Raw genomic sequence first — 24,897 nt, 5'->3', positions numbered from 1 at the left:
CCCTCGGAGCATTTCGGGAAAAGTACTGGATATGAGAGCCTGTTCTATACCATCGCCACGCGGTTGGGAGAGGCCGTTTCCGACCATCTGGCCTTGATGTATTTCTCGGTGGTGGACTTGTCCGCGTGGCCGCAGAGGAGCTGGATCTGTTCGATGGGCACGCCGTCGCGCCACATGTCGGTTGCTCCCTTGCCCTTCAGGTCGCGGAACCCGAAGTTCTCGATGGGAGGCAAGCCCTTCTTCTCGCGCTTCAGGTTCACCCGCGCGAGCTGGTTGAACAGCATCGAGTGGATGCCCTGGTAGGTGTAGGCCTTGCCCTTCTGGGTGTGGACGATGGGCTGGTGCAGGATCGGAACCTCGCCGATGGCTTGGTCCACCAACCTGGCCAGGTCCGGCGTCATCTCGATCTTCAGCAGCACGCCGGTCTTGTGCTGGCGGTGCTTGATCACTCGCTTGCCGTTCTCGTCGCGCGTCACGTTCGCGGGCGTCCATTTCAGGATGTCGCTCTCGGGGCGCTGGAGCGTCCGGTAGGTCAGGTCCATCAGCAGCTTCACCGCGCGCCCTGAGAGCGAATGCACGATCCGGTATTCCTCGTGCGTGACGTAGCGCTCCCGCTTGCGTTCGGGGTTGCTCTGGGTGCCCGAGGCCTGCATGCAGGGGTTCACCTGCAGGCCGGTCTGGTGGGTTCGCAGCAGCCAGCTGAGCATGCTGGAGAGGCAGGCCTTCTCGCGGTTGGCGCGCACCGGCCGCCCGGCGCGCGCGTGCAGCTCAAGGTAGGCCTGAACGCTGTTGGGCGTGATGGCCTCGGGCAGCATCAGCCCGAAGTAGATCTTCAGGTGGACCGCGTTCTGTCGGTAGTCCGACAGCGTGCGCGCCGACAGCGTGCCGGCCTTCACCCGGGCTTCGCAGTCCACGAGGAATAGGTCCAGCCAGTAGCCGGTCGTGCCGAACACGCCCTCAGGGTCGTTGTAGAGCGCGGCGCGCGTCTTCGCGGCCTTCACGTCGGTGCCCACGCGCTCCCAGCGGCCATCCTTATGGCGGTAGTAGAAGGCGCCGTTCTTGAAGCTCAGCCGGGTGCCAGCCAAGCCCATCGGGTCACCGTCCTTGCGTTTTCGTCCCATTTTTCTTTCTTTGTTCCAGGTGGGCCATCATCCCGAGGACGTTGGGCGAGTTCTGCGCCGTCAACGGCGCCGCGCCGAAGCGCTCGGCTCCCAGCACGCGCTCGAACTCGCTGCGGGCCACCAGGGGGCGGCCGTTGGGCTTTTCGTGCACCTGCAGCTTCAGCACCTTGGAAAGGTACTTGCGCTGGGCGCCGGGCTGCTTCAGGGGCTCGCAGATGGCGTCGATCTCGACCTGCGAGAGGAAGGGCATGCTGCTCATCTGTTCGTTCCCTTCACCGTGTAGCCCATGAGCGTCTGCATCGGATTGGGCTGCTGCCCTTGCGGGCAGATGGCGAGATTGGCTTCCAGGCCGTCGAGGCTGACCGTGGCGCCGTCGAAGTTCAGCCCGGGCTGGAGCCCGAGGAACTGGAAGGGGCGGCCGCACCCAGTGCAGACGACGCTCAGCTCCAGCATGAAGCGCCCGCTGTCTTCCAGGCGAGCCACGCGGCACGTGGCGTTGAAATCGTGGTGCGCGCAGGCCGCGCTGTCGGTGCTCATAGGGTCTCCAGGGTGGATGTGAGGTGCTCGGCGTTGCGCAGGTGAGCGCGGCACACCGACATGGAGGAGAAGTAGGGCCACTTCTCGTCGGGCCGCACGGCAGGCTTGTCGCAGTGGGCGCAGATCTCGATCAGGCGGTCCTCGCGGCGTGCGTCGGCCAGCAGCATCGGCTGCAGCTCGGTCATGTCGGCATCGGCGGCCAAGCACTCATCGTCGAGCAGCGCGCGGAAGGCCGAGCGCACGCGCGGCGCGCCGTAATACGCGCCGGCCGCCAGGCTGTCGATGCCGCGCTGCAGGGCGGCTAGCGCGTGCTTGTCGTTGGGCCGCTCGTAGGAACCGACGAATGCGGCGACGCGCGGCGCGCGGTCCTCGGTCCAGTGCTCGCAGAAGTCCCACAGGCGCACGACGTCGCCGCGGTTCAGCTTGACGCTGTGCAGCTTGCGGGAACGAGGCAAGGCCGAGGCCCAGGCTTGCACGGTGCTGAAGCCGTCGTTGAGCGCAACCAGGTAGACCCAGCCGGTGCAGTCGCGGTGGCTGTCGACGTTGGGTGCCCAGCCGTACAGCTCGCAGGACCGCGTGTTCTCGGTGCCCACCACCTGGGTGCTCGGGTCTTCCTTCTTCGTGAGCAGCATCGCGTTGGCCAGGGCCTCGCGCACGAAGCGGTGCTCGAGCACGGTCGCGGGGATGTCGATGTGGCCGACGATGGCCAGGGATGCCGGCGTCATTTCGGACCGATCTCCCGCAGGGCTTCATCCCGGGCTTGGTTGAGCTCGGCCATCTCGGCAGAGCTGCCGCCCTTGTCCGGGTGCGCTGAACTGGCGCGCGCGCGATAGCGCTCCTTCACCAGCTCGGCGTGGATCACATAGTCGCCCGGGAAGCCCAGCACCTCGCGCCAATGGCGTTTGCTGCTGGGCGCCGGCAGCGCCACGAAGCCCTGAAAGGTCGCGCGCACCAGCGCCAGCGTGCCGTGGCGCAGCTCGACGCGGCGCGCCTCGAGGATGTGGTGGATGGCCTGCAGGTTCGACTCGACGGAGAGGTAGCGGTCGACGGGAATGCAGACCTGCAGGCCGTCCCAGGTGAACCACACGGCCACGCCCGCGTCGGCAGGCTTCTGCACACCCAGCGTCACGTTGCTGCTGATGACGAGGCCGTCGATCTTCTTGCCGCTGTCGGCGGCGAAGAGGCGCAGGCTGTCCTGCACGTTCTTGAGGGCGGCCGGCAGCGCGGTCTTGAAGGCGCCGCGCTCCGGGTACTGCTTGCGCGGGAACTGGCTCGGCCAGGTCAATGGGTATGCTGTTGCTGTCATTCAATGCTCAGAAGGAACGTCAGATGGAAGAGGAAGACAACCCGCTCGCCAAAGCGCAATTTGCGTGGGCGCAATACCAAACGGCGCTCGACGCGCTCGTCGCGTATTTGTGCAGTCGTACTGGGTGCAGTGAAGGGCAGGCGCGCGAAGCGATTGATGCGCATGGAATCGATGGGGGCGTGGAGAAGCTGATCGCGCACATTGAGAGCGAGAAAGAGCCGAGCGATCGCCCCAGCTGACTGAGCATGTTGGTCCTTCGATCCGCATGTTCAGTCGCTCCATTTCAGGCAGCCAGCGCTCGAGCAGCGGCCAGTCGTGCGGCCGTCGATCGCGCTGGCGGAGTAGGTGAGGTTCCCGCCGCAGCGCGTGCAGCGGATCGTTCCGCGCTTCGTCTCGGCAGGACGATAAGTAGGAGGCTGGCAGTGCTGGCGTCGCACCTCGGCCATTGCGCGCGCCACCGCGCTGGAGAAGGCGCCGAAGCCCGGCGTGGTCATACTGGAGACCTTTTCTCAAGGAGTCCGAAATGCCGAAGACGCTGGTAGACGAGGCGACCTACATCGCCGAGTGCAACAAGGCGCTGCGGCGCCAAGAAGATTTCAAGGAAGGCATGCAGGTCATCAGCGTGCCTGTTGGCGCAATTGGCATTGACATTTCCGGTCTTGATTTCGTGGCTGATGAGCTCAACACCGATGTGTTTGTCAGGGCATGCAAAGAGGTCGAAGAGAACTTCGAGCTTCGTTTGGCGGCCCATAGATTTAGGCGTTAGGGTCATGGCCGGTTCCTCCGGAACTCGACCACCCATACCCATGGGTTGGCCGCCCAGCTGCCGGCGCCGTTGATCTGCTCCCACAGCCGCTGAAACGATGCGCGGTAGGACCATTCGTAGTCGTCGCTTGGAGGCGGCTCATCGACGCCTTCTTCGTACCCCGGCGCGCCCTCTGTCCGCGCGTCGGCCTCGCTGATGTCCTGCAGGCGCTCGACACGCACGCCGGTGATCTCGAGGTCGATGCGGCTGGCAGCGCGCGGCATGTGGATGGCCGGCGTCCATTTCTTCTTCATGCCGAGCTTGTCTCCCAGGCGGTCGCCGTGCGTGTAGGTGGCACGGTAGTCCGTCTCGATCCAGCCGCCCGACTGGCCGATGATCTTGGCATGCGTCTCTCGCACATAGAGCCGGTCGCCTGGCTGACCATAGGGGCAGGCGATGGGGTGCGAGTGCTCGGTGACTTCCCACACGCCAGTCCCGCAGCTGGGCTCGCTGTCGTAGCAGACCGCGAAGCTGCTGGCAGCAGTGGCCTCGATCCACATCTTGTCGGTCAGACCCTTCACTACGCGCCGTGTCTGTGTCTTGCTGCCGTCGAGCAGCGCGCGCACCATGGGCGCCGAGAACAGGATCGGCCGCTCCTTGAAAACCGGCACCAACGGGCACGGCTTCATGCTGACCACTTCAGGCGGCGCCATTGCGGGCCTCCCGAACGTCGAAGACCATGTCGTAGGAGCCCATCGTCGGCGGCATGCGCGACTCGAGGTCGATGGTGACCACCAGGCCGCGCGCCCGGGCCGCGTCGACGAGTTGCTGGGCGGCCATCTGCAAGGCCTGGATCTCTTTGGCGCGCACGCGCTCTGGGGAGGTGTCGAGGAGATGCATCATTCGTCTCCCGAGTGCTGCAGCGCCTTCTGCACGTCGGCAGAAAGGGTTTCGTCCTTGACGCTGGCGAACAAGCGGCCGTAGTTCCAGTTCGTGTCGCGGAACACGCGGCCGTCTTCGAAGTCGTCGAGGCATGACAGCACGTCGTTCGCAATGTCTTTGTCCTCGGTGGTCTCGATCTGGAAGCGGTCGAGCGCGTTCTTCACGCGGTACGGGCCCTCGCTCCAGTCTCCGCGCGTGCGCTGCATGGCCACGGCCAGGTCGAGGCGCTGGTCCTTCTCGCATAGCGCGTCCAGCACGTCCGACCAGCTGGATTCCAGCGGCAGCTCGTAGCGCAGCAGCACAGCTGCCAGCTCCATGTCGGCCTTGCGCTTCTCGACCAGCGCCGCGGCTTCGCGCTCGCGCTTGGCGTCGGCCTGCTTGGCCTCTTCTTCGGCCCGCGCGGCGTAGGCGTCGTAGTCCTTCTTCAGGCGTTCGTAGGTGCTGGTGGCCGACTCGAAACCGTCGGTTGTCGGGCAGTGCCGGCGCAGGTCGCCCAGGTAGCCGGCATCGTGCCGGATGGTCTTCGGGTACCGGGCCCGCGACTTCGTGTCGCGCTCGCTGTACGAGGTGGGCATGCCGACCTCGGCCATGAGTACTTCGATGCGTGCGCGCACCGCCTTGTTCGTCTCGATCGCGGGCAGGTTCTTCTCGTGCGTGGCGACGTCACGGGCGCGGGCAGCATTCAGTTCGCGCATGGCATGCCCGGCAACCGCGCGCGGGTTGTCCCGCGCGTAGCTGTTCACGTAGCTTGCATAGCTCGATGGGCTGGCCATGCACTTGCCGATGGCGCCGCAGACTTCAACCGGCTGGATGGTGATGGGGTTCAAAATGCGACTCCCAAACTGTGGAGGTGGAAATGCGAGACCAGAAGGCAGATCGCGCTAAGTGGAAAGAACTTGACGACACGTACACGCGCTTGCGTGCACTCCTGCGAGAGCGGCAGCACGAGGCCACGGCCGCGTTCATGGCTGCCGCAAAGGGGCGAGGACCGGGCCCGACCGACGATGACTTGATCGGCATCGCCATGCTTGAGCGTGATCTCGACAACGCCAAGGCGGCTGGTGACGCGTTTTTGAAGGAAGTTTTTGGCTGACATCACGCGTCCTCCGCGCTGAACAGCAGGCCTTGCTCTGGGCTGGACACGGGCACAGATGGCTGCGGAGACGGGCAATCGAAGGTCTCGGCGGCACGTCGCTCCGCGCTCCTGAGTTCGAGGACGCGCGCCACGCCCGGTAGCGTCACTAGGCCGCGGCCGCGATGCCAGTGGTAGACCTCCCACAACCACTTCGGCCCGGGCAGTGAAGGATCGGCCGCTGGGCTGCTGCGCAGCAACTGGTCGTAGATGGGGTTGCTGACTACCCAGCCGGCACGGGATTCGATGAGAAACGCACGCAGGCCGAGGCGCAGCCACAGCGGATCAAAGTCGCCCGGCTTGGCCCTGTAGCGCTCACCGCGAAACACGGCGCCGCACCAGTCGCGCTGGGCCGCGCGCTCCCGCCGATCCAACGCAGGGCGAACGTAGACGGGGCGCAGTTCCTGCTGTGCATTGCGGCGGCGGGTCATCGTGCGGCCTCCAAGTCGAGCATGTGCTGCACTGGGCGGCTCTCGATGGCATCGGTCCACCGTACGGCCTCGCGCCAGTCGTTGGCATTGCGGCCCTGCTTGCGAGCTGCGAAGCTCCAGGCCATCGAATCGGCGGAATGCAGCATCGAGCGCACGAACGGGTGCGCCAGCGCTGTGGTCTTCAGACCGAATCCGTGTAGCAGCAGATCCGGCCGTGCGCCCTTGATCGCCATGAGCACCGCGGCCACCTGGTCGGGCGAGCCGTTGCGCTTGCATACCGAGCCGACACCGACCCAGGCTCCGTGCGCCAGCCGGGCGCCGTAGGCCTCGACGTGGCGAACATAGTCGGCCGGGTCGAAGCCCTGCAGCACCGGCAGGATGTACACCCCGCCGGTGTCCTCGGCGCGCAGCGCGTCGTAGCGCTCGATCGTGAGCCGCTGGTGCTCAGCCACCGACAGGCCGGTGATCTTCACGATGAACGGCTCGCACATGAAGTCCTGCGCTGCGGCAGCCAGCAGCCGGCCCGAGCCGTTCGCGGCCCAGCGCCGAATCTCGGCGGCATAGCTCGAGACGTCATGCCGGTAGCCGCCGTGGCGCGAAATCTCGGTGAACGCCCCGCTGTCCATGATCCAGTCACCGACATGCATCGCCGACTTGCGCGTGCGCAGACGATTCACACTGACGAAGGCGCCGTCAAAGTGGCGCGCGTCGCTGGGCTGGTGCAGGCCTGTGAAGAACCGCATCAGTTTGTCCCCCGAATCGTGTAGCCAATCAGCTGCTGCATTGGGTTCGGGCGCTGACCCTCAGGGCAGATCGGAAGATTCGCTTCCAGTCCGTCGAGGCTCACGGTGGGCCCGTCGAAATTGAAGCCCGGCTGCAGGCCGAGAAACTGGAAAGGGCGCCCGCAGTCGGTGCACTTCACGACCACCTCGAGTACGAAGCGGCCCGTGTCTTCCAGCCGCGCCACGCGGCAAGTGGCATCGAAGTTGTGGTGAGCGCAGGAAGTCGTGCTCATCCTGCGACCCGTCCTTTCGCATCACGCGGGCGCCGGCGGTTCTCGCACCGGCGGCACCGGACGCCGAAGGTCTTGCCGCCGCACTCGGTGCACGCGTTGCCCACGTCCTTGAAACCCTGGCCCGTCGGGGCTTTGGGCCTGGCCGCGGTGAAGATGGCAACGCGCGTTTCCCATCCTCGATCGAGGCGCGCTCCGATGGTTTCCGCACGCACGCCGCTGCGTTCTGCCCAAGCGACGAGCGTCAGCGTCTCGCCGTCGCACTCGATCTCGCGATTCGATCGTCGATTCCGGCAGTTGTCCTTCCGAAGCGCCCAGCGGCAGTTCCCTGGCTCGTAGTCGCCGTCGTTGTTCGGGTAGCGGTCGAGTTCGTGCGCCGGGCTGGGCTTGGGGCCCATGTCGGCCAGGAATGCCTCGGGGGAGTCCAGCCAGCGCGCGCACACCTTGATGCCGCGGCCGCCGTAATCCTTGAAGGCCGGGTTGGTCGGCTCGGTGCAGCGCAGCCGCATGGTCTGCCAGGCGCGGTACTCGGGCGTATATGACAAGCCGTGCGCCCGCGTCGCTCGCTTCCGCGGCTTCAATGCCGGGCTGAGCGCGCACTGCTGGGTGTTCATGCAGCGGCTTCCGAAGTGGATTCGACGACCTCGCGCACCGCCTCGACGGTGATGCCGAGGGCCTGGGCCGCCGCGCGTGCGGCAGCCTCGCGGTCAGCGTTGAGGGCGAGGGCACGCGCGAACGCGGCCGTCACCTTCTCGATGGGGATGACGGTGAAGTCCATGCGTCAGGCGTCCTGGCTGGCGGCCACGCTGCCGGGTTCTTCTTCGTCGGCGTCCGCATCGGCGTCCGTGTCAGCGGTGGTGCCGTCGCCGTGCGCTTCGGCGAAGAGGTCGCCAGCGTTCTTGCCGTCGCCTTCCTGGACTACGGGGGTGTCGGGCTTGCCCGCGCGGTAGCCCTTCTTCGCCGGCATCAGATCGGCGGGAGCCAGCAGCATCACAGAGATCTCGCCATCGGATGCCAGGCCCGACAGCTCGCCGTAGAGGTCGTTGTCCTGCAGCTCGTCGCCGTTGTACTGGATGGTCCCCATGATGGTGACGCTGCCGCCTTCGCTGAGCTCGTAGTGCAGGTTGGCCAGCACCACGTCGGTGAAGTCGACGTGGGCCTCTTCGGTGCCCCAGTCCCAGATGAAGCGGTAGCCGCGCCATTTCTCGCCCTTGGCGTAGTGGTAGGCGGCCGGCAGCCGGGGGTGGCGCAGGTTCGGCAGCGGGATCACGGTGCCGGGCAACACTTCCTGGCCGGCCTTGAGCGCGTGATTGCAGTAGTGGTGCTCGCGCAGGCCCGGCTCGATGAGGTCGAGCAGGGTGTTCTCGCCCGTCATCGAGAAGGCGATGTCGATGGCTCGCACGCGGTCTTCGCCGTGCAGTTCGCGCCGCGGGTTGGCGTTCGTGACGGTGATTTGGGTCGGTTTTTCGATCTGGAACGGCATGTAGTTGCTCCGATGAGGATGAAGAAAGAGGGCGGCTGCTTGCGCAGCGCTGACGGGGAAAGTGGAGGAGGGAGGAGGAGGGAGTCCCGCCAGCAGCGCCCGAAAAGGGGTGGTTAAAAGGGGATCTCGTCGTCGGGCTCATCGGGCTCTGCGAGCGCGATGGTCTCGACCGGCGCCTGGGCGGTGCGGCGCACCTCCACGGCGTGCAGCACGTAGAACGACTGACCCGGCGCGTGCGCGGCAAGGCGCTCGGCTTCGTCGCCGGCGCTCTCGGCGCTCAGGTGCTGGCGCGTCGGCGGGCGTTGGCCCTCCGGGCTCCAGACCAGCCAGAACTGCTGCTCGCTCACGTCAGGCCTCGACCGGCGCCGGGAACTTGTTGAATGGCAGCGACTTGACGTGCGCGCCGAAAAACTTGCCCTTCGATTCGGCCGCCATGAAGTCGGCGTGCAGCTTGGCCTCGACGTTCGGGTAGTGGTAAATCGAGCCGATGCCGCGCGTGAAGGTCACGGCGAGGGTCTTGCGGGCAGCGTCGTAGCCGACGGCGGCGACCTGGTTGGACTCCACGGGCGTCATCGCGATGGGCTCGTACTTGGCTTCGGAGAAGGGCTGGGGTGCGGCGTAGGTCTTGGGCATGGTGGTGCTCCTCTGGTGGTGGTTGATCAGGCGGCCTGCTTGGCCTGGATGCCCTGCACGTGGGCCACGATGGCGGCCAACATGTGGGGGAAGTCGCTCTCGTGGTAGCGCGGCGCGGCGCGCTCGCGGCCGGCGGGCTCGAAGCCCAGGCCGCGCAGGCCCGCCTCGGTCACGGTGAAGTGCTGCAGCCGTTCGTTGATGGCGCCGATGCTCAGCGTGGGCAGCGCGCCGGCGGTGGGCTGCACGCGCCGAGGGATCGGAATGACTGCGGGCGACGCCGCGGCGGGGGCGCTACTTGGGCTCGTCGACAGCGGCGTGACAGCGGCGGAGGCTGTAATTGGTGTTGATGCGGGCGGCGTCGCAGCGGCGGCAGCCTGTTCGCTTGCGATGCGCGTGAGTTCCTCTTGGCGGATGAGCTCGCGTTGGTCTGCCTCTTTCTTCGCTTCGGCGGCGCGGTGCTCGGCCACGCGGAGCTTGACCAGCGTGGTCAGGTCATCCGGCGCCTTCTGGACGATCTGCGCCGTGTCGGGGAACAGCTGCGGCACCTCGGCGGCGAGTTCGCGCAGCGTGCCCAGGTTGATCTGGATGCGATCAGCGATTTCGTTCGTCGAGATCTTGGCGTTGGCCAGCGTGGTGTCGATCGCTTCCTTCAGACTCTCCACCGTGCGCTTGCCCTTGATCGCAGCAGCGAAGTCGGCATTGAAGTTTGTTGGCATGTAGGGCTTGCCAAGCCGCTTGTTGAGCGCCGCGACGTGTTCATCGAGCGCAGCACGCCCGCGCAAGACCTCGTCGGTGCGGATCTGCACCTTTCGGGCTTCGACTTCTTTCTCCTTCGCGAGCCGAGTGGTGCGAGCGAGGTTGCGATAGTCCGCAATGAGGCGGCGCATCTCTTCGACGTTCGACATGCTTGCCAAAGCGCTGCTCTCGCCCGCTTCGAGTGCTTCCTCGGCCTTCTTCAGCGCCTTACAGGCTGCATCGGTATCGGCGAATTCCTGGTCGGTGGATGCCCTCGACGGGATCTTGGCGATGAAGGCGCGCAAGGCGACGCCGAAGTCTGGGAGGTTCGAAACTACGGTCAGCGTGCCGTCCATGCGCACAGAGACGGCAGGCAATGAGTCGACTGGCGCGGCCATTACGACGGGTGCGACCTCCGTCGGAACGTAGTCGGAGAGGTCTTTCTCGAACTGGGCCCAGCCGGCGCTCAGGCGCTGGAACCAGACCGGATCCGGCAGGACCCAGACGAACACCATCTTCTCTGGCGTTCCATCGGACACCACGAAGATCAGCTTCTCGGCGCCAGTCACCTTCAGGACCTGTTGGCACTGCGGCATGTGTTCATCCGGCACCTGACCAGCAGCGACGATTGCGGCGAGCGCTTCGTTCCACTGCTTGTGCTCCATCGCGATGCGGTCGTCCATCGACAAGCCGTCGCAGGAAGCCGACTCCTTGCCGTCGGAGCACGTGACCGGGTAGAGCTCTTCGCCGACCAGCTTCTCGATGTGCGGCCGCGCCAGCGCCTCCACCTCGTGCCCGTGGTCCAGCACGTTGACCTGCAGCCAGTCGCTGAAGGTCTTCGCGATGCCGGTCTTCTTCATACGCAGCAGCTCGTTGCGCGTGGTCTTCTTCGACAAGCCCAGCATCGCAGCGGCCTCGCTGGCGCCGAAATGGTCGAGGCGGAATTGGTCCCAAGGCGCGGTCCCTTGCACCAGGTCGTGTGTTTGCTTCATGGTGGTGGTCTTTCAGGCGTTGAGTTCGGCGCGGCGCTTGTCGTAGAGCGCGTTGAGTTCGGTGCGGTGGGCGGCATCGGCCACGGCCTTGATGAGGTCGGCGGCGACGTTGAGAGCGTCTTCGTCGGCCGCCTTGTTCAGCTGGTCGGCGATCTGTGCGTAGGTCGGGCCCGCGGCGCGGGGCGACTCGTGGATGGCGCGCTTCTGCTCGTCGGTGAGCGGGTGCTTGGTCTGCGCCATCGCGACGATCTGGTCCGGCGACTTGCGGCCGGCCTTGATGACCTCGCGCCACTTGGGCAGGTTCTCGCGGAACTGGGCGTCGGGGTAGGTCGCGGGCGGAGGCGGCGGCGCGCCCGTGCGGCCATCGGGGTTGCCGTCGTCGCGCCCGTCCGGGCCCGCCCCCTTGCCGTCATCGTCGGCGTCATCTTTCGTGGCCAGCCCTGTTGCGGCCAGAAGCGTGTACCGCTGCAGGTAGGTGATGGTCGACGCGACCTGCTGGATGCTGTTCTTCTTGCCGCTGTTGTCTGGCGTGCCGTCGAGCGAAACCGACTCGCTGTGGCCGAGTCGGTGTGTGATCGTGCAGATGACCACGATGCGGCCACCGCCCTGCTGCAGGTCCCAGCGGTGCGATAGCCCGTGGCGCGCCATGGCTGGCACCACCACGTCGGTGATGTGCGACAGCTCGGCGTGCTTGTAGCCGACGAACCCGCCGTCCTTTGTGTCGTAGCCGACCTTCTTGCGCTTGAAGATCTCGAGCGGCTCGGCCTTGAAGTCGGCCATGGCCTGCACGAATGCTTTGCGGGCCTCGTTCGCCTCCCAGCGCTCCTGCAGCTTCATCGCGCTCTCGACCAGCTCGAGCGATGCGCCGCGACCGAGCGCGGTCAGCATCATCCCGAAGGGCGAGGCCTCGGTGGGCATGCCCGTGGCGAGGCCATGGCTCGGCTGCGTGGCGGGCACCGGCGCCGTGGCCGGCCGGCTGATGGTTTCGAGTTCGAGCACCTCGTGCTCTGCGGTGGTGGTTGCGTTCACGGATAGCCTTTCAGCGGAAGAGGGTGAAGAAGGAGGGGCAGAAGAAGGCGATGGCTGCGGCCAGCGCGGCGCACACGGCGGCGAAGGCGAGCCACACCTCGATCAGCTGCAGCAGCTCGTCGATGGCGCTGTAGGGTTGCGCGACAGGCTCGGGCGTGTCGTGCGGGAAGTAGTGCGGTCGGGCGCGGCTCATAGCGGGCTCCAGTTGTTGAAGACGAGGGCCGCGGCGATGCCGATCACGGCGACGACGTAGAGCGCCACGTCGGCCGCGCGGTGCACGCGCGCCGGGTCGGGCATGGGCTCGATCCGAGCGACTGCGCTGCGCTGGTTGCCCTGCAGCTGTTCGAGCGTGCGAGCGGTGGCGCGGCCGGTGTCGCGCGTTGCGTCGACGGTGCCGACGAACTGCCGCGGCGCGGTCAGAGGCGTGTGGATCAGGCTGTTCATGCGGTCCTCGCTTGCACGGCTGCGATGACGGCGGCGCACTGCGCCACGTCGAACCATGCGATGTGGCATTGCTCGACATCAGCGATGCCCAGCGCGCCGGCGAGCCACGCATAGGCCTCGCTGCGTGTCATGGCACCGTCCTGCCAGAGCGGGTTGAAGGCATCCTTCGCCGCGCTGCGCGCGCGCCGCATCTCGGGCGTGGCCAGCGTGCCGAGCGGAATGCCGGTGAACGGGTGCAGGCCCACGTAGGAGTCGCAGCCGGTGCACATCAGCGCCCACGGCCATTCGCCGTATTCGCGGCCGTAGATGCAGGCGTTCGAGTCGATGAAGACCGGGGCGCCGCAGTGCGGGCACTTCTCCGGCACCGGCAGCGGGTTGCGTACACGGGCCACGGCGCGGCGCGAAGGCGCCCACGGCGTCACAGGTTCGGTGCGCGGTGGCAGAGCGGCGCGCAGTTGATCGCGCATGGAACGGCTCACGATGCAGCCCTCGCCTTGCCCAGCTGTGCAATCTCGCTGTTGCGCCCGGCAACCTCGGCATCAGTCGGCATGTCGTTCATGGCTGCCGACAACGCACTCGCCGCTTCGAAGCACCCGTTCTGCGTGAGGAAGTAGCGCAGCACGCTTTCAAGGCCGCCGAGGAAGCCGGCCATCGCGGCGGCGTCGCCGCCACCAGTGCGCACGGCGATGGCGTACCCGCTGACCTTGGCGGTGCGGATGCGTTCGACCAGCTTGGCCGCGTCGCGCTTGCTGAGCGTGCTCACAAGGCACCTCGGTTCTGCTGCTCGAGCGTGAAGTGGTCGGGCAGGGCGTAGTGCGCCTGCGTCGTCTTGATCACGGCACCAGCGCGGTCGATGACCAGCGCCTGCTCTTCCGTGGGCTCGAACACCTCGGGGTGGTGCTTGACCTCGACGCGCTCGCGGCGTGCATTGCGCCGGCTGGAGAGGTTGGATTGCGAGAACTTGCTCATGCCAGTTCCAGATCGCGCTGGGCGAAGAACTTGTTGAACATGGCGCGGGCCGCGACGCCGTCGCTGTACACCACCTCGATCGCTGCCGCGCCTTGCGGCAGGTCGTGGGCGTTGTCGAAGAGGAAGCTCTTGTGCGCTTCCAGGAAGAAGAGCGCGCCCATCACGCCACCTCGAGCAGCTGAGCGATGACAGCAGCGTGTGCGGCGGTGGTCGAAGCCTTCGCGATCGCGGCGGCGGCCTGCTGCTGGGCAATGCGCTTGCCCTCGGCGATCAGCTCACACGCTTCGTGCGCCTCGATCTTGTTCAGCCCGTTGTGCGGCACGAATTCGTAGAACGTGCCCTTGATCGCGTTGGCCAGCACGTAGGCGTCGGGCTTGAAGTCTCCCGGCGTCGGAATCTTCGCGATCACCGTCAGCGTCAGGAAGCCCACCTTGACGGTGGCGCCAGCGCTCCAGTCCTGCTTTGCGCTGGCCATCACGCGGCCTCCGGAGTCTTGGCGACGTAGCAGCCGTTGATCACTTCCATGTGGTCACGCAGGCCGAGGTCATCCATCACGGCGATCAGTTCACCGAGGGTTTTCTTCGTGGCCGAGCGCATCACGCCTGCGAGCGTGGCGGCCGCGTAATGCGGTGCAGCCTTGGCGGTGTTCACCGCCTTCTGCACCTCGCGCTGTTCTGCGTTGTTCATGCCCATCTCCTTGTCGATGGGATTTATTGTCACGTTCGTGATTCAACGTGTCAACACAAACGTGACAAAGCCGTGATTATTTTTGTCACGACGCCAGGCCAGGCGCAAAAAAGCCCGCACGTGGCGGGCTTGGTGGCGAGGCCCCCGGTAGGGGTTCGCCAGGGGAAAGGCGGTGTCTACGCTACGAGTTCAGAACGCTCGCGCGGCGGGCCAAAGGAGCGATATGGAAGGCGAAAAGACTGTCAATGCAGGGGAGTGGTCGGGTCCATTGGTGGCGGAGGGGCGCCCAAGCTGTTTTGCAGCAATTCGACGAATCGTTGAGCGATCGGAACAGCAAGAAGTTGCCAAGGACCCGTCACCTGCGTCCCCTCCATCGTCTCGTGAGTGAGTCGAAGTGCGATGAAGCGGATCGGCGGCTCGCCTGCATCAAGGTGCTGAACCTCCGTTCTGACGATCTCGCCGTTGATTTCGAGGCCTTTGAAATTGAAGGTCATGAGGGCTACTTGGTAGTGGTCAGTTGCAGTTGAAGGTGTTGCCTGCGCCGCGCGCGCAGAACGATCCGTCGGTGCCGTGGAGGTTGCCGCCGGCACCGTAGTTGTAGCGAACCCCGTTCTGAGCGCCCCAGCACCCAGCGGTGTCGCAGTTCACAAGCTGACCAGGCCCTCGGCGAGCGGGTGGGGCAGGTTGGTAGTACTGCTGTTGCTGAGCTGGCGCGGACGTGGGACCGCATGCCGCCTGCATTTCCTGCCATGCCCTGTCGACCATGCCCCGGTCGGGCCTCAAGGAGTTTCGCGACACCTCATAGTTGCGCGTGGCGCGCTGGCAATCCTGGGCACTGGCGACAACGCATGCCGCAAGGAGGATTACTGCGGCCGCGCTGCGCTTGAGCATGCTCATGAAAGCAAGCTTTCCGTCCCGGTTTCTTTGAGGATCTTGTGCAGCCGATCCCTGAACATGACCTCGTGGACAGCATCAATCGCCGCACGATCGCCGGGCTTTAGCCCCTCGACCTGGCCGACAGTTTCCTGCAGCTCATGGACCCTCGCGCTTAGCTTGGCGGTGAGGGATTCCAGCTTCTTGATCTCGTTACTCTGCGCGTACATGAAGGCGAAGCCGCCCACAAGCGCTGCGACCACCAGAGTCCACAACATAGAAATCCCCTCCGAAGTTGACTTAGTCCGGGCGCCACTGACTGGGCGAGACCACGGCTCCAATGGCCTGGATGCCATCAAGATCTGACATCTCGAATGTCAGTCGTTGCCCACCGTTGACGGACATGACTTCGATGGAGGTGGCGCGCCTGAAGAGCAGTTCCTTCACCATCTTTCGGCCGTCGCGCAGCTTCAGCAGCACGTACTCTCCTTCGTGGGGCGTGCCATTCGGCTTCACGAGCACATACCAGCCATCGCGGATGGCTGGGAACATGCTCTGGCCCCGCACTTTCAAGCCGTACGCGTTGGGATCATCGACCGCAATCTCGATGTGACCATCTCCGGCGCCAGGAATAGAGCTGAGCTCTTCATAGAACCCGTCATCTCCCATTCGAGCAGTACCGACGATGGGAACCCGCCTAAGGCGAGACATCGTCCCAGCAGGCTCGGTGCCGGAATCGTCCTTGTCTGGTCGGGGGGCGTCAGGTGCAGGGGGCCAGCTCGTGGATTCCTCCTGCTGACCTTTTCCGGTTTCCAGCCAAGCAGAGGACGCTCCTAGGGCCTTTGCAATCGCGTTCAGTTCACGGGGTTTGTCGCGCAGCCCTGATTCCAGATTGCCAATGGTGCTCGTGGCAACCCCGGCGGCCCTTGCGAGCTCGCCCTGCGTCATGCCACGGCTGGTGCGGGCCTTCTTTATTCGTTCGCCAATCGTATTCACGCATGTGATTGGACATGTTGCTTGCGTCACGTTGGTGTTGTCACGATAATCACGAACGTGACAACTAGGAAAACCAATGGCCATCGCCTCTGAACTCGTTTCGCCGCTCGAAGAAGCCATCACCGCAGCCGGCGGCGTTGGCGCGCTAGCTGCCCGCATCGGTGTTGCGCCGAGCGCACCAAGCATGTGGAAACAGCGCGGGCGCGTGCCCGCCGAGCACTGTCCGGCAATCGAACGTGAGACCGGTGTTCGTTGCGAACGTCTCCGCCCTGATGTCGCATGGGACGTTCTCCGCATGCAGTCGGGAAACGACGCCGCCGATCCTGAAAAGCAGGGGGCCTGACATGCGCAGTCTGATTCCCCCTTCCCACATCGTCGAGGCCTCGAACAAGGTGCTCGCCGCTGTCGTTGGCCTGTCGCTGCACGACGCTGAGTGGGCGTTGGATGTCGCCGGGGCCACGCTGCACCGGCAGCAGGACGCAACGATGCAAAGCGTTGTGTTCGAGCTGGTCATGGTCAAACCCATGGCTCTGCCGGAGACCGACGTATGACGATGCGCAGCACCCAGAAGAAGGGCCCGCGCACGCGCGCCGTGAAGCTGATGCACGCGGCGCGGCCGGGAAGCACCACCACGCGGGCGAAATTGGCGCTGGCCGCAGCGCAGATGCTGGCATCGCAGGCGTCTGCGGGCTTAGCCGCATTCACCACGACGCAGGTGATCAATGCCATGTGGGACAACTCGCAACGCCGTGAGCCGCCCGAACCGGAGCCCACCACCCAGATCGTCCCGAAGCCGCCGCTGTGTCCGGCAGGCGGCGCGATGCGCACCACTTCCGTGACGGTGCTGCCAGACGGCGGCACCCGCATCGACGTCGGGGACCAGTTGCTTCGCTTGAACGCGAAAGAAGCCGACGCCCTCAGCTGGTGCTTCTCCTCGTCGTGCGGTCGTCGAGGTCGCGAATGACCGCGCCGGCCATCCCCTTCGTCGTCCAGGCCCTGCTCGTGCTCGCCGCATTCGCCATCGCCGCTGGCGTGGTGCTGGCCTTCATCGAGCCCTTCGACGAGGAGGCGCTCAACGAGCAGCCGCTCAAGCAGGTCGACGGCGAGGTCGCCGATGTGCAGCCAGTCGCCGTCGTCGCTTCGGAAATTCGTGTTTCGCATGGCTCTCAGTTTTGAGCCGGCAAGCCTCTCAACACCACTCAACTGATTCGAGGACCGTTGTGAACCAACTCGGTTTCCCCTCTGCCGTGACCATTCAGGAGATCACGCGCGAGAAGACCCTCGGCGGGGCCATCGGCCTGTGCGCCAAGGCCGCTGGCTACGAGCCCAAGGAAGTGATGGATGCCGTGCGCGTCGACGGCAAGCCGATGGACAAGGCCCAGTGGTCGCGCTGGGAGTCGGGGCAGGAGGGCGTGATCTGGCCGAAGTTGCGCACGGTCATGGACTTCTGCGGCAACGACGCTCCGCTGCTGTGGATGAACCTGGATCGCGGCTACGACCTGTCCAGTATCCGCCGCCGTGAAACCGAACTCGAGCGCCAGCTGCGCGTGGCGCAGGAACAGGTCGCACAGCTGCAGCACGACAAGCGCGTGCTGGTCGAGGCGTTGCGCGGGGCCGCCGCATGAGCACCGACACCAAGCTGATGCAGACCCTGGCAGCGATCGGCCAGAGCACCACGTACGACGACATCGTCTCGGCAACCGGCATCGACGTGAAGTTGCTCATGTCCAACGTGGCGAACCTTAAGCGCCGCGGCTACATCGAGCGCGTGAACGACGGTGAAGCACCCCGCGTGATCGCGTACTTCCGGCGCACGACGGTCGGCGACGAGCAGGTCGGCAACGTGCCGGCGCCCGAGGTCGAGCCCTACGTGGCTCAGACCACGGTGCAGCGCGCCATTCAGCGCCGCCCGCTGCTGGCCACTGTGTGGGGAATGCCATGACGCCAGTTCAATTGAAGATCGCCCGCCGTCGCGAGCACTTGATCCTCGCTGAAGGCATTGCCATAGAGATTGCGATGGACTTGGGTGCGCGCGATGAGGCAGACAGGCACCGCCGCGAGATGGAAGCCTTGATCGCTGCGCGCCATGCTGCCATCCAGCAAGCGGAGGAGGAGGGCGAGAACTACTTCGCTGTCGCTGGCACCGTGGCCGGCATTCAGGCGGAAGCGCGGAGGGCGGTGCGCGCGTGACCGACTCAGCTGAAAAGACAAAGCGGCCGGCGTCCCAGTACTACTGGGGCGACTGGTTCAAGGACGTGGCCCTGCAGACGTGTTCGCTGCCGGCGCGCGGCCTCTGGCACGAAATGAATTGCTTGATGCACCAAGGCGAGCCGTACGGGCACCTGACGATGCCCAACGGGAAGCCCATGGAACCCCAGCAACTGGGCAACCTTTGCAAGATCGGGGCTGCCCTGTGCCGCAAGCTGATCGCCGAACTGGAAGAGAACGGCGTGCTTTCGCGAGCCGACAGCGGCGCCATCTTCAGCCGGCGCATGGTGCGCGATGAGGACCTGCGCAACCGGCGCGCAGCCGGCGGAAAAGAGGGTGCTGAGCACGGCATCAAGGGTGCCGAGGCGGGTTCTAAGGGGGGGAGGCCAAAGCAGCCGAAGGGGGGTAATGAAACCCCCCTCCATGTTTCACAGAAACCCCCCCCTTCATCTTCTTCTTCATCTTCACCTTCGGGGTTATTTCCGGAAGCTGACGCTTCCTCGTCGACAGCGAGGCTGCCGACCTGCAAGCCCGACCAGATCGTGGCGATTTACCACGAGGTCCTGCCCGAGCTGCCGGGCGTCCGGGTCATGGACAAGGCTCGCGAGAAGGCCATCCGCGACCGTTGGCAGTGGGTTCTGACCTCGACGAAGCCTGACAGCACACGGCGCGCCACCACCGAGGAAGAGGCGCTGGAGTGGTTTCGCAGCTACTTCCGACGCGCCCGCGAGAACGACTTTCTCATGGGGCGCACCCCGCGCACCGGTGAGCACGCGAACTGGAAACCCGACATCGAGTACTTGATGAAGTCCGGCGGACTGAAGCAGGTGCTGGAGAAAACCACCGTTGAGGAAAACGCATGAACGATCGAGTCGATGAAACTCTCCTGGCACCCGTGGTGCTGTGGAGCGCAGAGAGCGAGGCGTCGTTGCTGGGCGCGCTGCTGCTGGACAACGGGCTGTGGGACCGCGTGGGCGACCTGTTGGCCGACAGCGATTTCTTCCGGCAAGAGCACCGGCTGATCTATGGCGCCATCGGCGCGCTGGTCAACGCTGGCAGTCACGCCGACGTGTTCACGGTCCACGACCAGATGAAGCGGATCCGGAAGGACGATCTGGTCGGCCTGCAGACGCTCAACGCGCTGGCCCAGTACGTGCCCAGCGCCTCCAGCGTGCGCCAGTACGCGCTGATCGTGCGCGAGTTCGCCCTGCGTCGGAAGCTGATGGCGGCCAGCAGCGAGATCCACGAGCTGGCATGCCAGCGCGGCGTCGGCTTCGAGGAGACGCTCGAGCAGGCGAGCGCGTTGGTCACCAGCCTCTTCGATGAGGGGAAGACGGACGAGTGGCAGGGCATGGAAGCCGGCGTCGTTCAGCTGCTGGACCGGATCACTGCACAAGCCGAGGGCACGGCCGTCGATGACTTCACGCCCACCGGGCTGAATGACATCGACGCGCGCCTCGACGGGGGCCCGCGCGACGGCGAACTGATCGTGATCGGCGCCAGGCCGGGCATGGGCAAGTCCGCGCTGGCGCTTTCGATGGGCATGCACATGGCGATGGAAAGCGGGAAGGGCGTCGGCATGTTCTCGATGGAGATGCCGAAGGCGCAGGTCGTGGCCCGCGCCATGTCGCTGCAGTCGCGCATCCACCTCAGCCGCATCAAGCGAGGCGAGCGGCTGAAAGACTACGACTGGCCCGCCCTGACCGCGGCGACCGACCGGCTGCGGCAGGTGAACTTCCAGGTCAACGACCGCAGCGGCCTGAACATCAACCAGGTGCGCGCCAGCGCGCGCAGCCTGCGCCGGCGCCACGGCAAGTTGGCCTGCCTGATCGTGGACTACCTCGGCCTCATGGCGGGCACCGACCCGAAGATGCCGCGGGTCTACCAGATCGAGGAAATCACGAAGGGCCTCAAGTCCCTGGCCAAGGAGCTGGGCTGCCCGATCTTCCTGCTGTGCCAGCTGAACCGGAAGGTCGAGGAGCGCGTCGACCAGATGCCGGTGCTGTCCGATCTGCGCGACTCTGGTTCCGTCGAGCAGGACGCCGACATCGTGATGTTCGTGCACCGCCCGATCAAGGCCAACCCGAAGCTGGCCGACGAGTGGAAGTACTACGCCAAGGTCTCGGTGGCGAAGCTGCGCGACGGCGAGCCCGGCCTCATCGATCTGATGTACGTCGGCGAGAACACGCGCTTCGCCAACTGGCCCGCCGAGACGCCGATTCCCACCAGCCAGGTGAGCGTCGCCCGCGGCAGCTCGAAAGGCGGTGACCTGTGACGAAGCCAATCCAGAAATGGGCCGCCTTCGTATGGCCGACCGAAGAAGAGTGGCGCGCTGTCGCGGGTTTCACGGGGTACGAGGTTTCCAACTGGGGTCGCATCCGCTCTTTGCGCTGGACCAACGCGCGCCTGTTGACACCGCAGGTGGACAAGGACGGCTACCTGTACGTTCGCCTCAGGGTCGGCAAGGGCTACTCGAAGTTGCTGGTGTCGCGCGGAGTCTGCGCCGCCTTCAACGGGGCCGCGCCCGCAGACAAGCCGATCTGCTGCCGCGGGGACAACAACCCCGGCAACAACCTCCCCGGCAATCTTCGGTGGGATACGCAGGCCGGGAACGTGGCCGACAAGCTGCTGCACGGCACGCACCAGAGCGGCAGTCGTCACCCGCGTGCCCAGATCGACGAGGGCGTCGCCACCGCTGTAAAGGGTCTTTTGCGATCCGGCTGCAGCGGCCTTGCGGCAGCGCGGCAGCTCGGAATCTCGCAGCACATCGTCAACGACATCAGCCGCGGCAGAACGTGGGGGCACGCATGACCATTTTCATTGGCGTAGATCCAGGGTTGAGCGGCGCAATCAGCTTCGTGACCGAGCGCAGCTGTGTCGTCGAAGACCTCCCCACTATGCCGCTCCCAGGCGACGGCCTGATCACCAAGAAGATCGACGGCCGCGCGCTGGTCGCGCTGATTCGCAAGAACGTGCCCATCGGAGAGAAGGCAGAGGCGTACCTCGAGCAGGTGAACACGATGGGTGGCAAGAACAACGCGGTGCAGACGCAGGGTTCGCTGATGCGCACGCTGGGCGCCGTCGAGACGGTGCTGGAGTGCCTTGGCTACAAGCCCACGATGCTCGGCCCGCAGAAGTGGAAGCGCTTCTACGGCCTCGACGCTGACAAGAAGAAGGCGCTGGCCACTGCGCGCGGGCTCTACCCGGATGCGCCGCTGTCTCTCGTGAAACACCACAACCGCGCCGAGGCGGTGCTGATCGCCCACTGGGGCCTGAGGAACAAGGCATGACGTGCGCCCGCTGCCGTCGCACCTTGCTGCGCGCGCCCGTCTATGTGGGCGGGATGCCGATGGGCCCGAAGTGCGCCACAGCAGTGGCTGGCGCGCGTCCGCGGCGATCCGGGCTCTTCAACTTGCAGCGCCCGCGCGCCGATGTGCGGCAGGGCGACCTTTTCAGCGAGGCGACACCATGATGGAACAACGCATGCTGAGCAGCCCGCGCAGCGCGCACGAGGCCGCCCTTGAGCTCTACGGCATCGCCAAGGAAGCGACGAAGACCGGCGCGCGGCTCTTGATGCAGCTGGTCAGCACGAACCAGTACTACCGGCACCAGCTCCGCAAGGCTTTCCACGGCCCGGTGCTGCGCGACATTGCGCATCAGGTCTGGATCGTGGACGAGAAGAACGGCGTGCGGTATCGCTACGTGCCGCTGGCTTGGAAGCACTACTTCGCCGAGCTGTTCATCGAGCCGACCTTCGAGGAATACAAGGTGCGCGGCACCGGCGAGATCAAGGTGCGCCAGCGGCGGCGCAGCACCGAGGCGCTGACGGATGACGAATTCGCCGAGTTCCTGCTGAAGGTTCAGGCGCATGCCGTCACCGAGTGGGGCGTGGCCTTCACAGAGCAGGACGAACAGCCATGAAGTGGACCGAGCACACCATCGCTCGCGCGATCGCGCTGCAGACCCTGGCGCGGAAGTGCGTAGTGCTGGTCGACAACTGCAACTGGACTGGCCATGAGTGCGACGTCCTCGGCGTGACCACCGACCTGCGCATCATCGACGTCGAGGTCAAGATCAGCCGCGCCGACTTGAAAGCAGATGCCAAGAAGGACAAGTGGTGGCATCGCACATTCATGGGCTATGGACCGCGCGTCGAGGAATTCAAGGACGGACGCCTAGTCGCAGTTCGGCAGCCCAGCCTCTACGACAACCAGCCTCTCGTGTGGCCGCGCAAGGTGTGGAAGCACTACTACGCGTTGCCCAAGGAGATCTGGAAGCCCGAATTGCTCGACTCCTTGCCGAGCACAGCCAGCGGAGTACTGCTGCTCGACGACGCTGGCTACCCGCGCGGCCTGAGCCAGATCATGCGCGTTGATTGCGTGCGCCGCGCCGCGCCGAACCGGGATGCCATTCGGCTGAAACCCGAGCAGGTGATCGACATCGCGCGCCTGGCCAACCTGCGGATGTGGGAGGCCTACCACCGCGCCGACGCGCGCGTGGAGGTGCTGGCGTGAAGAAGCACAACCCGATGTGCCCGGTGCACGGTGTCTTCAAGGGCGGCGTCCTCGATGGCCAGCGGTATGCGTTCCAGCGCGTCGAGATCACTCCAGCCATGGACGCGCTGCTGCACGTGCGGGTGTCCGATGGCATTTGGCCGTTCCCGTGCGATCGAGCGATTCCACTGGATGTGTTTCGCGGCGTGCTCTGGTGCCCGATCAAGGGTGATCGCGCGCGCCGGTTCGACATCGACGGAGCGATCGAGGCGGCGACCGTGGCGCACGTGGAGTTCGCAATGGGGGCGCAGCCATGAAGCGCTCGCCCATGGCCCGAGGCAAGGGTTTCAAGCGCAAGGTGTGGCCCGGCCGGGCACCAGCTGAAATTGAGGCTGGATGCGGGCTCCAGCCCGATGAAGCCCCGTCCGAGCACCAGCTCAGGCCCGCCGAGCGCCGAGGCACCTACGCCACAACCGAAGTTCGAAATCGGACATCGATCCCGAAACAGCCGCGCGCCGAAAACCGGCACCTGCTCGACATGGCGCGCGGCAAGCCCTGCCTGATCCGCAGCCCGATCTGCGTGGGCGGCACCGAAACCACGGTGGCCTGCCACGGCGGCGGCGTCGCCAGTGGAAAGGGCCTTGGCTACAAGGTGGGCGACTGGCGCACCGCCTGGGGCTGCTACGGCTGCAACCACTACACGGACGCCTACGGCGGCGCCACGCGCGCGCAGAAGACCGCCGCCTTTGACATGGGCTTCCTCCGGCAGGTGCTGGAGTGGCGGGCCATCGTCGCCGATTCCACCCAGCGCCCGAAAGACCGCCTCGCGGCGCAGTGGGCACTGGACCACATCAACGCCACGCCCGTGGCCCTGGACTCGCCCCTATGACATCGGACCTCACCACCAAACAGGCCGAGGTGCTGGCCTTCATGCGTGAGTTCTTCGCGCTCAACGACCAGCTGCCGCCGGCCAGTGCCTTGCGCACGCGCTTCGGCTGGGCCAGCGACAACGCGGCCGCCAGCTACCTGCAGACCCTGGCCAAGAAGGGCCACATCGAACACAACGCGGTGGGGAAGTACCGCTTCGCACGGAGGAATGCATGCGCAAGCAATGCCGCCGCAAGCACTACGCCTTGACCAACCCGATCGCGCTGGCGATCGACGGCGCGCGCGTCACGGATGACGGGCGCCTCGACAAGCTGCGGCTGCTCGAGCTGTCCGCCATCCAGGCCTTCGCCACCGGCGCGGCCACGGTCGAGGACTGGCGCACCGTGGCCGACCTGACCAACCTCGCGCAGACCATGTGCGACATGGGCGTCGGGCCCGAGGTGATGCCGGCCGCGCTGCAGGTCGAGAGCGTGCTGAGCGAGGCGCACCAGCGCCACGCCGCCACTGGCCGCATGGGCACCACCGGCCCGGGCCTGCACGCCATGCGCGAGCTGCAGGAGTGGCACCACCTGCAGCGCACGAGCGTCGCGCGCTCGGTCTACGAGGCCGCGATCGTCCGCACTGCCAACCGAATCCGCGGCGCTCACCCCAGCGTCAAGGTGTGCATCGGCGCCGTCGCACCACACACAGGAGCCCGATGAGCCAGAAGCCACCACAACCCATCCGCCGCGGCGTTGGTGAGCTGGTCTACCAGACCATCCTCGACCTGCACAACGCAGGGCGCATTGCCACGCGCACCGTGGTCAAGGAAGTCACCGGGCAGAGCTACAGCGTGGTGGACGACCACGTGAAGCGGATGCTCGAAGACGGGCGCCTGCGCCGCGTGCTGCCGGGCGTGTTCGAGCCCGTCGAGGAGCTGCCGCCGGCGCAGGCCATCTCGCTGACTGTGCTGCCCAGCGGCATGGCCAAGCTCGAGGTCGGCGACATGTGCCTCGACTTGAACCCTGCCGACTGCCGCCGCATCGGCAGCCTGTTCCGCGGTAGCGCCGAGGAGCTGGCCGGCCTGCAGAACGCCCGCGAGCTCACCGACAGCGTGGCCGAGCTGCGGCGCTACCAGGTCGCGGCCACCGCGCGCGAGAAAGACCGCGACGACGCCATCCGCGTGCTGCAGGGCATCCCCGAGCAGGCCGAGATCGATTTCACATAACCGGCCACGAGGCCATCACCCGGGCTCCGGCCCA

At 65.9% G+C, this 24,897-nt stretch carries 52 protein-coding genes; 21 read left to right on the top strand and 31 right to left on the bottom strand.

Features of this window, described 5'->3' with window-relative positions; all coding sequences use genetic code 11:
* Positions 1-44 precede the first annotated feature (44 nt).
* The 5 genes from AC57B8_RS33090 to AC57B8_RS33070 are packed head-to-tail and all read right to left on the bottom strand — an operon-like array spanning position 45 to position 2,964.
* A complete protein-coding gene (locus AC57B8_RS33090) occupies positions 45-1,121 on the bottom strand; it encodes a tyrosine-type recombinase/integrase (protein WP_496481967.1) in 1,077 nt (358 codons plus the stop codon).
* A complete protein-coding gene (locus AC57B8_RS33085; RefSeq protein WP_496481966.1) occupies positions 1,096-1,380 on the bottom strand; it encodes a hypothetical protein in 285 nt (94 codons plus the stop codon). The genes AC57B8_RS33090 and AC57B8_RS33085 overlap by 26 nt, the downstream gene beginning before the upstream one ends.
* A complete protein-coding gene (locus AC57B8_RS33080; RefSeq protein ID WP_496481965.1) occupies positions 1,377-1,658 on the bottom strand; it encodes a hypothetical protein in 282 nt (93 codons plus the stop codon). Before AC57B8_RS33080 ends, AC57B8_RS33085 begins: the two co-directional genes overlap by 4 nt.
* Positions 1,655-2,383, bottom strand: a complete 729-nt coding sequence (locus AC57B8_RS33075) for a hypothetical protein (RefSeq protein WP_496481964.1) — start codon at positions 2,381-2,383, stop codon at positions 1,655-1,657. Before AC57B8_RS33075 ends, AC57B8_RS33080 begins: the two co-directional genes overlap by 4 nt.
* Positions 2,380-2,964, bottom strand: coding sequence for a hypothetical protein (locus AC57B8_RS33070; protein ID WP_496481963.1), 585 nt, complete (start codon positions 2,962-2,964; stop codon positions 2,380-2,382). The genes AC57B8_RS33075 and AC57B8_RS33070 overlap by 4 nt, the downstream gene beginning before the upstream one ends.
* 23 nt (positions 2,965-2,987) lie before the next feature.
* Between AC57B8_RS33070 and AC57B8_RS33065 the strand changes: the two genes are divergently transcribed.
* Positions 2,988-3,203 carry a hypothetical protein gene (locus AC57B8_RS33065; RefSeq protein WP_496481962.1) on the top strand — a complete coding sequence of 72 codons (216 nt, stop codon included), beginning with the start codon at positions 2,988-2,990 and terminating at the stop codon, positions 3,201-3,203.
* Positions 3,204-3,233: 30 nt separating this feature from the next.
* Here the strand turns inward: AC57B8_RS33065 and AC57B8_RS33060 are convergent, their stop codons facing one another.
* On the bottom strand, positions 3,234-3,458 hold the full coding sequence (locus tag AC57B8_RS33060; protein ID WP_496481961.1) for a hypothetical protein: 225 nt from the start codon (positions 3,456-3,458) through the stop codon (positions 3,234-3,236).
* Positions 3,459-3,487: 29 nt separating this feature from the next.
* Here AC57B8_RS33060 and AC57B8_RS33055 point away from each other — a divergent pair, with 29 nt between their 5' ends.
* Positions 3,488-3,730, top strand: coding sequence for a hypothetical protein (locus tag AC57B8_RS33055; RefSeq protein ID WP_496481960.1), 243 nt, complete (start codon positions 3,488-3,490; stop codon positions 3,728-3,730).
* Between the two features lie 2 nt (positions 3,731-3,732).
* On the opposite strand, the gene AC57B8_RS33050 is transcribed toward AC57B8_RS33055, so the two are convergent.
* Genes AC57B8_RS33050 through AC57B8_RS33040 form a run of 3 tightly spaced genes read right to left on the bottom strand, consistent with a single transcriptional unit; the run spans position 3,733 to position 5,478 of the window.
* Entirely contained in the window at positions 3,733-4,422 is a 690-nt protein-coding gene (locus AC57B8_RS33050) for a hypothetical protein (RefSeq protein ID WP_496481959.1), read from the bottom strand.
* Positions 4,409-4,609: a hypothetical protein gene (locus AC57B8_RS33045; RefSeq protein ID WP_496481958.1), complete on the bottom strand. Its 201-nt coding sequence runs from the start codon at positions 4,607-4,609 to the stop codon at positions 4,409-4,411. The genes AC57B8_RS33050 and AC57B8_RS33045 overlap by 14 nt, the downstream gene beginning before the upstream one ends.
* A complete protein-coding gene (locus AC57B8_RS33040; protein WP_496481957.1) occupies positions 4,609-5,478 on the bottom strand; it encodes a hypothetical protein in 870 nt (289 codons plus the stop codon). Before AC57B8_RS33040 ends, AC57B8_RS33045 begins: the two co-directional genes overlap by 1 nt.
* A gap of 29 nt (positions 5,479-5,507) precedes the next feature.
* Between AC57B8_RS33040 and AC57B8_RS33035 the strand changes: the two genes are divergently transcribed.
* The gene (locus AC57B8_RS33035; protein WP_496481956.1) at positions 5,508-5,744 is read left to right on the top strand and encodes a hypothetical protein; all 237 of its coding nucleotides are present in this window, start codon (positions 5,508-5,510) and stop codon (positions 5,742-5,744) included.
* Between the two features lie 2 nt (positions 5,745-5,746).
* Here the strand turns inward: AC57B8_RS33035 and AC57B8_RS33030 are convergent, their stop codons facing one another.
* The 22 genes from AC57B8_RS33030 to AC57B8_RS32925 form a co-directional block, all read right to left on the bottom strand.
* Positions 5,747-6,214, bottom strand: a complete 468-nt coding sequence (locus AC57B8_RS33030) for a Rel homology DNA-binding domain-containing protein (protein WP_496481955.1) — start codon at positions 6,212-6,214, stop codon at positions 5,747-5,749.
* A complete protein-coding gene (locus tag AC57B8_RS33025) occupies positions 6,211-6,957 on the bottom strand; it encodes a deazapurine DNA modification protein DpdA family protein (protein WP_496481954.1) in 747 nt (248 codons plus the stop codon). Before AC57B8_RS33025 ends, AC57B8_RS33030 begins: the two co-directional genes overlap by 4 nt.
* Positions 6,957-7,229, bottom strand: coding sequence for a hypothetical protein (locus AC57B8_RS33020; RefSeq protein ID WP_496481953.1), 273 nt, complete (start codon positions 7,227-7,229; stop codon positions 6,957-6,959). Before AC57B8_RS33020 ends, AC57B8_RS33025 begins: the two co-directional genes overlap by 1 nt.
* Positions 7,226-7,840 carry a hypothetical protein gene (locus tag AC57B8_RS33015; protein ID WP_496481952.1) on the bottom strand — a complete coding sequence of 205 codons (615 nt, stop codon included), beginning with the start codon at positions 7,838-7,840 and terminating at the stop codon, positions 7,226-7,228. Before AC57B8_RS33015 ends, AC57B8_RS33020 begins: the two co-directional genes overlap by 4 nt.
* Positions 7,837-8,004 (bottom strand): hypothetical protein, encoded by a 168-nt coding sequence (locus tag AC57B8_RS33010; protein WP_496481951.1) that lies wholly within the window; start codon positions 8,002-8,004, stop codon positions 7,837-7,839. The genes AC57B8_RS33015 and AC57B8_RS33010 overlap by 4 nt, the downstream gene beginning before the upstream one ends.
* A gap of 3 nt (positions 8,005-8,007) precedes the next feature.
* Positions 8,008-8,709, bottom strand: a complete 702-nt coding sequence (locus AC57B8_RS33005; RefSeq protein ID WP_496481950.1) for a hypothetical protein — start codon at positions 8,707-8,709, stop codon at positions 8,008-8,010.
* Positions 8,710-8,822: 113 nt separating this feature from the next.
* A complete protein-coding gene (locus tag AC57B8_RS33000) occupies positions 8,823-9,056 on the bottom strand; it encodes a hypothetical protein (protein ID WP_496481949.1) in 234 nt (77 codons plus the stop codon).
* 1 nt (position 9,057) lies between these two features.
* Positions 9,058-9,342 (bottom strand): KTSC domain-containing protein, encoded by a 285-nt coding sequence (locus tag AC57B8_RS32995; RefSeq protein WP_496481948.1) that lies wholly within the window; start codon positions 9,340-9,342, stop codon positions 9,058-9,060.
* Positions 9,343-9,368: 26 nt separating this feature from the next.
* Entirely contained in the window at positions 9,369-11,069 is a 1,701-nt protein-coding gene (locus tag AC57B8_RS32990) for a YqaJ viral recombinase family protein (protein WP_496481947.1), read from the bottom strand.
* 12 nt (positions 11,070-11,081) lie between these two features.
* Entirely contained in the window at positions 11,082-12,098 is a 1,017-nt protein-coding gene (locus tag AC57B8_RS32985) for an ERF family protein (RefSeq protein ID WP_496481946.1), read from the bottom strand.
* 10 nt (positions 12,099-12,108) lie between these two features.
* The gene (locus AC57B8_RS32980; protein WP_496481945.1) at positions 12,109-12,291 is read right to left on the bottom strand and encodes a hypothetical protein; all 183 of its coding nucleotides are present in this window, start codon (positions 12,289-12,291) and stop codon (positions 12,109-12,111) included.
* Positions 12,288-12,542 (bottom strand): hypothetical protein, encoded by a 255-nt coding sequence (locus AC57B8_RS32975; protein WP_496481944.1) that lies wholly within the window; start codon positions 12,540-12,542, stop codon positions 12,288-12,290. The genes AC57B8_RS32980 and AC57B8_RS32975 overlap by 4 nt, the downstream gene beginning before the upstream one ends.
* Entirely contained in the window at positions 12,539-13,021 is a 483-nt protein-coding gene (locus AC57B8_RS32970) for a zinc-finger-containing protein (protein ID WP_496481943.1), read from the bottom strand. Before AC57B8_RS32970 ends, AC57B8_RS32975 begins: the two co-directional genes overlap by 4 nt.
* Positions 13,018-13,305, bottom strand: a complete 288-nt coding sequence (locus tag AC57B8_RS32965; protein ID WP_496481942.1) for a hypothetical protein — start codon at positions 13,303-13,305, stop codon at positions 13,018-13,020. The genes AC57B8_RS32970 and AC57B8_RS32965 overlap by 4 nt, the downstream gene beginning before the upstream one ends.
* A complete protein-coding gene (locus AC57B8_RS32960) occupies positions 13,302-13,511 on the bottom strand; it encodes a hypothetical protein (protein ID WP_496481941.1) in 210 nt (69 codons plus the stop codon). Before AC57B8_RS32960 ends, AC57B8_RS32965 begins: the two co-directional genes overlap by 4 nt.
* A complete protein-coding gene (locus AC57B8_RS32955; RefSeq protein WP_496481940.1) occupies positions 13,508-13,672 on the bottom strand; it encodes a hypothetical protein in 165 nt (54 codons plus the stop codon). Before AC57B8_RS32955 ends, AC57B8_RS32960 begins: the two co-directional genes overlap by 4 nt.
* Positions 13,672-13,986: a hypothetical protein gene (locus AC57B8_RS32950; RefSeq protein WP_496481939.1), complete on the bottom strand. Its 315-nt coding sequence runs from the start codon at positions 13,984-13,986 to the stop codon at positions 13,672-13,674. The genes AC57B8_RS32955 and AC57B8_RS32950 overlap by 1 nt, the downstream gene beginning before the upstream one ends.
* Positions 13,986-14,198: a hypothetical protein gene (locus AC57B8_RS32945; RefSeq protein ID WP_496481938.1), complete on the bottom strand. Its 213-nt coding sequence runs from the start codon at positions 14,196-14,198 to the stop codon at positions 13,986-13,988. Before AC57B8_RS32945 ends, AC57B8_RS32950 begins: the two co-directional genes overlap by 1 nt.
* Before the next feature lie 242 nt (positions 14,199-14,440).
* A complete protein-coding gene (locus AC57B8_RS32940) occupies positions 14,441-14,692 on the bottom strand; it encodes a hypothetical protein (RefSeq protein ID WP_496481937.1) in 252 nt (83 codons plus the stop codon).
* Between the two features lie 19 nt (positions 14,693-14,711).
* A complete protein-coding gene (locus tag AC57B8_RS32935; RefSeq protein WP_496481936.1) occupies positions 14,712-15,095 on the bottom strand; it encodes a hypothetical protein in 384 nt (127 codons plus the stop codon).
* Positions 15,092-15,349 carry a hypothetical protein gene (locus AC57B8_RS32930; protein WP_496481935.1) on the bottom strand — a complete coding sequence of 86 codons (258 nt, stop codon included), beginning with the start codon at positions 15,347-15,349 and terminating at the stop codon, positions 15,092-15,094. The genes AC57B8_RS32935 and AC57B8_RS32930 overlap by 4 nt, the downstream gene beginning before the upstream one ends.
* Positions 15,350-15,371: 22 nt before the next feature.
* Positions 15,372-16,151 carry an XRE family transcriptional regulator gene (locus AC57B8_RS32925; RefSeq protein ID WP_496481934.1) on the bottom strand — a complete coding sequence of 260 codons (780 nt, stop codon included), beginning with the start codon at positions 16,149-16,151 and terminating at the stop codon, positions 15,372-15,374.
* Between AC57B8_RS32925 and AC57B8_RS32920 the strand changes: the two genes are divergently transcribed.
* The 18 genes from AC57B8_RS32920 to AC57B8_RS32835 all read left to right on the top strand — a co-directional run bounded on the left by AC57B8_RS32920 (position 16,144) and on the right by AC57B8_RS32835 (position 24,863).
* Entirely contained in the window at positions 16,144-16,410 is a 267-nt protein-coding gene (locus tag AC57B8_RS32920) for a transcriptional regulator (RefSeq protein ID WP_496481933.1), read from the top strand. The genes AC57B8_RS32925 and AC57B8_RS32920 overlap by 8 nt on opposite strands.
* A gap of 1 nt (position 16,411) precedes the next feature.
* Positions 16,412-16,618 carry a hypothetical protein gene (locus tag AC57B8_RS32915; RefSeq protein WP_496481932.1) on the top strand — a complete coding sequence of 69 codons (207 nt, stop codon included), beginning with the start codon at positions 16,412-16,414 and terminating at the stop codon, positions 16,616-16,618.
* Positions 16,615-17,031 (top strand): hypothetical protein, encoded by a 417-nt coding sequence (locus tag AC57B8_RS32910; protein ID WP_496481931.1) that lies wholly within the window; start codon positions 16,615-16,617, stop codon positions 17,029-17,031. Before AC57B8_RS32915 ends, AC57B8_RS32910 begins: the two co-directional genes overlap by 4 nt.
* Positions 17,028-17,243 carry a hypothetical protein gene (locus AC57B8_RS32905; protein ID WP_496481930.1) on the top strand — a complete coding sequence of 72 codons (216 nt, stop codon included), beginning with the start codon at positions 17,028-17,030 and terminating at the stop codon, positions 17,241-17,243. The genes AC57B8_RS32910 and AC57B8_RS32905 overlap by 4 nt, the downstream gene beginning before the upstream one ends.
* Positions 17,244-17,287: 44 nt before the next feature.
* A complete protein-coding gene (locus tag AC57B8_RS32900; RefSeq protein WP_496481929.1) occupies positions 17,288-17,692 on the top strand; it encodes a hypothetical protein in 405 nt (134 codons plus the stop codon).
* Positions 17,689-18,009, top strand: a complete 321-nt coding sequence (locus AC57B8_RS32895; protein WP_496481928.1) for a hypothetical protein — start codon at positions 17,689-17,691, stop codon at positions 18,007-18,009. Before AC57B8_RS32900 ends, AC57B8_RS32895 begins: the two co-directional genes overlap by 4 nt.
* Positions 18,006-18,257: a hypothetical protein gene (locus AC57B8_RS32890; RefSeq protein WP_496481927.1), complete on the top strand. Its 252-nt coding sequence runs from the start codon at positions 18,006-18,008 to the stop codon at positions 18,255-18,257. The genes AC57B8_RS32895 and AC57B8_RS32890 overlap by 4 nt, the downstream gene beginning before the upstream one ends.
* Positions 18,254-19,138, top strand: a complete 885-nt coding sequence (locus AC57B8_RS32885) for a hypothetical protein (RefSeq protein WP_496481926.1) — start codon at positions 18,254-18,256, stop codon at positions 19,136-19,138. The genes AC57B8_RS32890 and AC57B8_RS32885 overlap by 4 nt, the downstream gene beginning before the upstream one ends.
* The gene (locus tag AC57B8_RS32880) at positions 19,135-20,550 is read left to right on the top strand and encodes a replicative DNA helicase (RefSeq protein ID WP_496481925.1); all 1,416 of its coding nucleotides are present in this window, start codon (positions 19,135-19,137) and stop codon (positions 20,548-20,550) included. The genes AC57B8_RS32885 and AC57B8_RS32880 overlap by 4 nt, the downstream gene beginning before the upstream one ends.
* Positions 20,547-21,086, top strand: a complete 540-nt coding sequence (locus tag AC57B8_RS32875; protein ID WP_496481924.1) for an NUMOD4 domain-containing protein — start codon at positions 20,547-20,549, stop codon at positions 21,084-21,086. Before AC57B8_RS32880 ends, AC57B8_RS32875 begins: the two co-directional genes overlap by 4 nt.
* An 86-nt stretch (positions 21,087-21,172) precedes the next feature.
* Complete coding sequence (locus AC57B8_RS32870) at positions 21,173-21,565, top strand: hypothetical protein (RefSeq protein ID WP_496481923.1); 393 nt, start codon at positions 21,173-21,175, stop codon at positions 21,563-21,565.
* A 178-nt stretch (positions 21,566-21,743) separates the two neighbouring features.
* The gene (locus AC57B8_RS32865; RefSeq protein WP_496481922.1) at positions 21,744-22,196 is read left to right on the top strand and encodes a hypothetical protein; all 453 of its coding nucleotides are present in this window, start codon (positions 21,744-21,746) and stop codon (positions 22,194-22,196) included.
* Complete coding sequence (locus tag AC57B8_RS32860) at positions 22,193-22,789, top strand: hypothetical protein (protein ID WP_496481921.1); 597 nt, start codon at positions 22,193-22,195, stop codon at positions 22,787-22,789. Before AC57B8_RS32865 ends, AC57B8_RS32860 begins: the two co-directional genes overlap by 4 nt.
* Positions 22,786-23,085 (top strand): hypothetical protein, encoded by a 300-nt coding sequence (locus AC57B8_RS32855; protein WP_496481920.1) that lies wholly within the window; start codon positions 22,786-22,788, stop codon positions 23,083-23,085. Before AC57B8_RS32860 ends, AC57B8_RS32855 begins: the two co-directional genes overlap by 4 nt.
* Positions 23,082-23,657: a nuclease domain-containing protein gene (locus AC57B8_RS32850; protein ID WP_496481919.1), complete on the top strand. Its 576-nt coding sequence runs from the start codon at positions 23,082-23,084 to the stop codon at positions 23,655-23,657. The genes AC57B8_RS32855 and AC57B8_RS32850 overlap by 4 nt, the downstream gene beginning before the upstream one ends.
* Positions 23,654-23,905 carry a LexA family protein gene (locus AC57B8_RS32845; protein ID WP_496481918.1) on the top strand — a complete coding sequence of 84 codons (252 nt, stop codon included), beginning with the start codon at positions 23,654-23,656 and terminating at the stop codon, positions 23,903-23,905. Before AC57B8_RS32850 ends, AC57B8_RS32845 begins: the two co-directional genes overlap by 4 nt.
* Positions 23,869-24,357 (top strand): hypothetical protein, encoded by a 489-nt coding sequence (locus AC57B8_RS32840; RefSeq protein ID WP_496481917.1) that lies wholly within the window; start codon positions 23,869-23,871, stop codon positions 24,355-24,357. The genes AC57B8_RS32845 and AC57B8_RS32840 overlap by 37 nt, the downstream gene beginning before the upstream one ends.
* On the top strand, positions 24,354-24,863 hold the full coding sequence (locus tag AC57B8_RS32835; protein WP_496481916.1) for a hypothetical protein: 510 nt from the start codon (positions 24,354-24,356) through the stop codon (positions 24,861-24,863). Before AC57B8_RS32840 ends, AC57B8_RS32835 begins: the two co-directional genes overlap by 4 nt.
* Positions 24,864-24,897: the final 34 nt, after the last annotated feature.

It is taken from the genome of Variovorax sp. BGA-UO-ETr-C22 (assembly GCF_059567965.1).
Note: the sequence above shows the minus strand (reverse complement) of the source record. Positions and strands in the feature narration are given on the sequence as shown.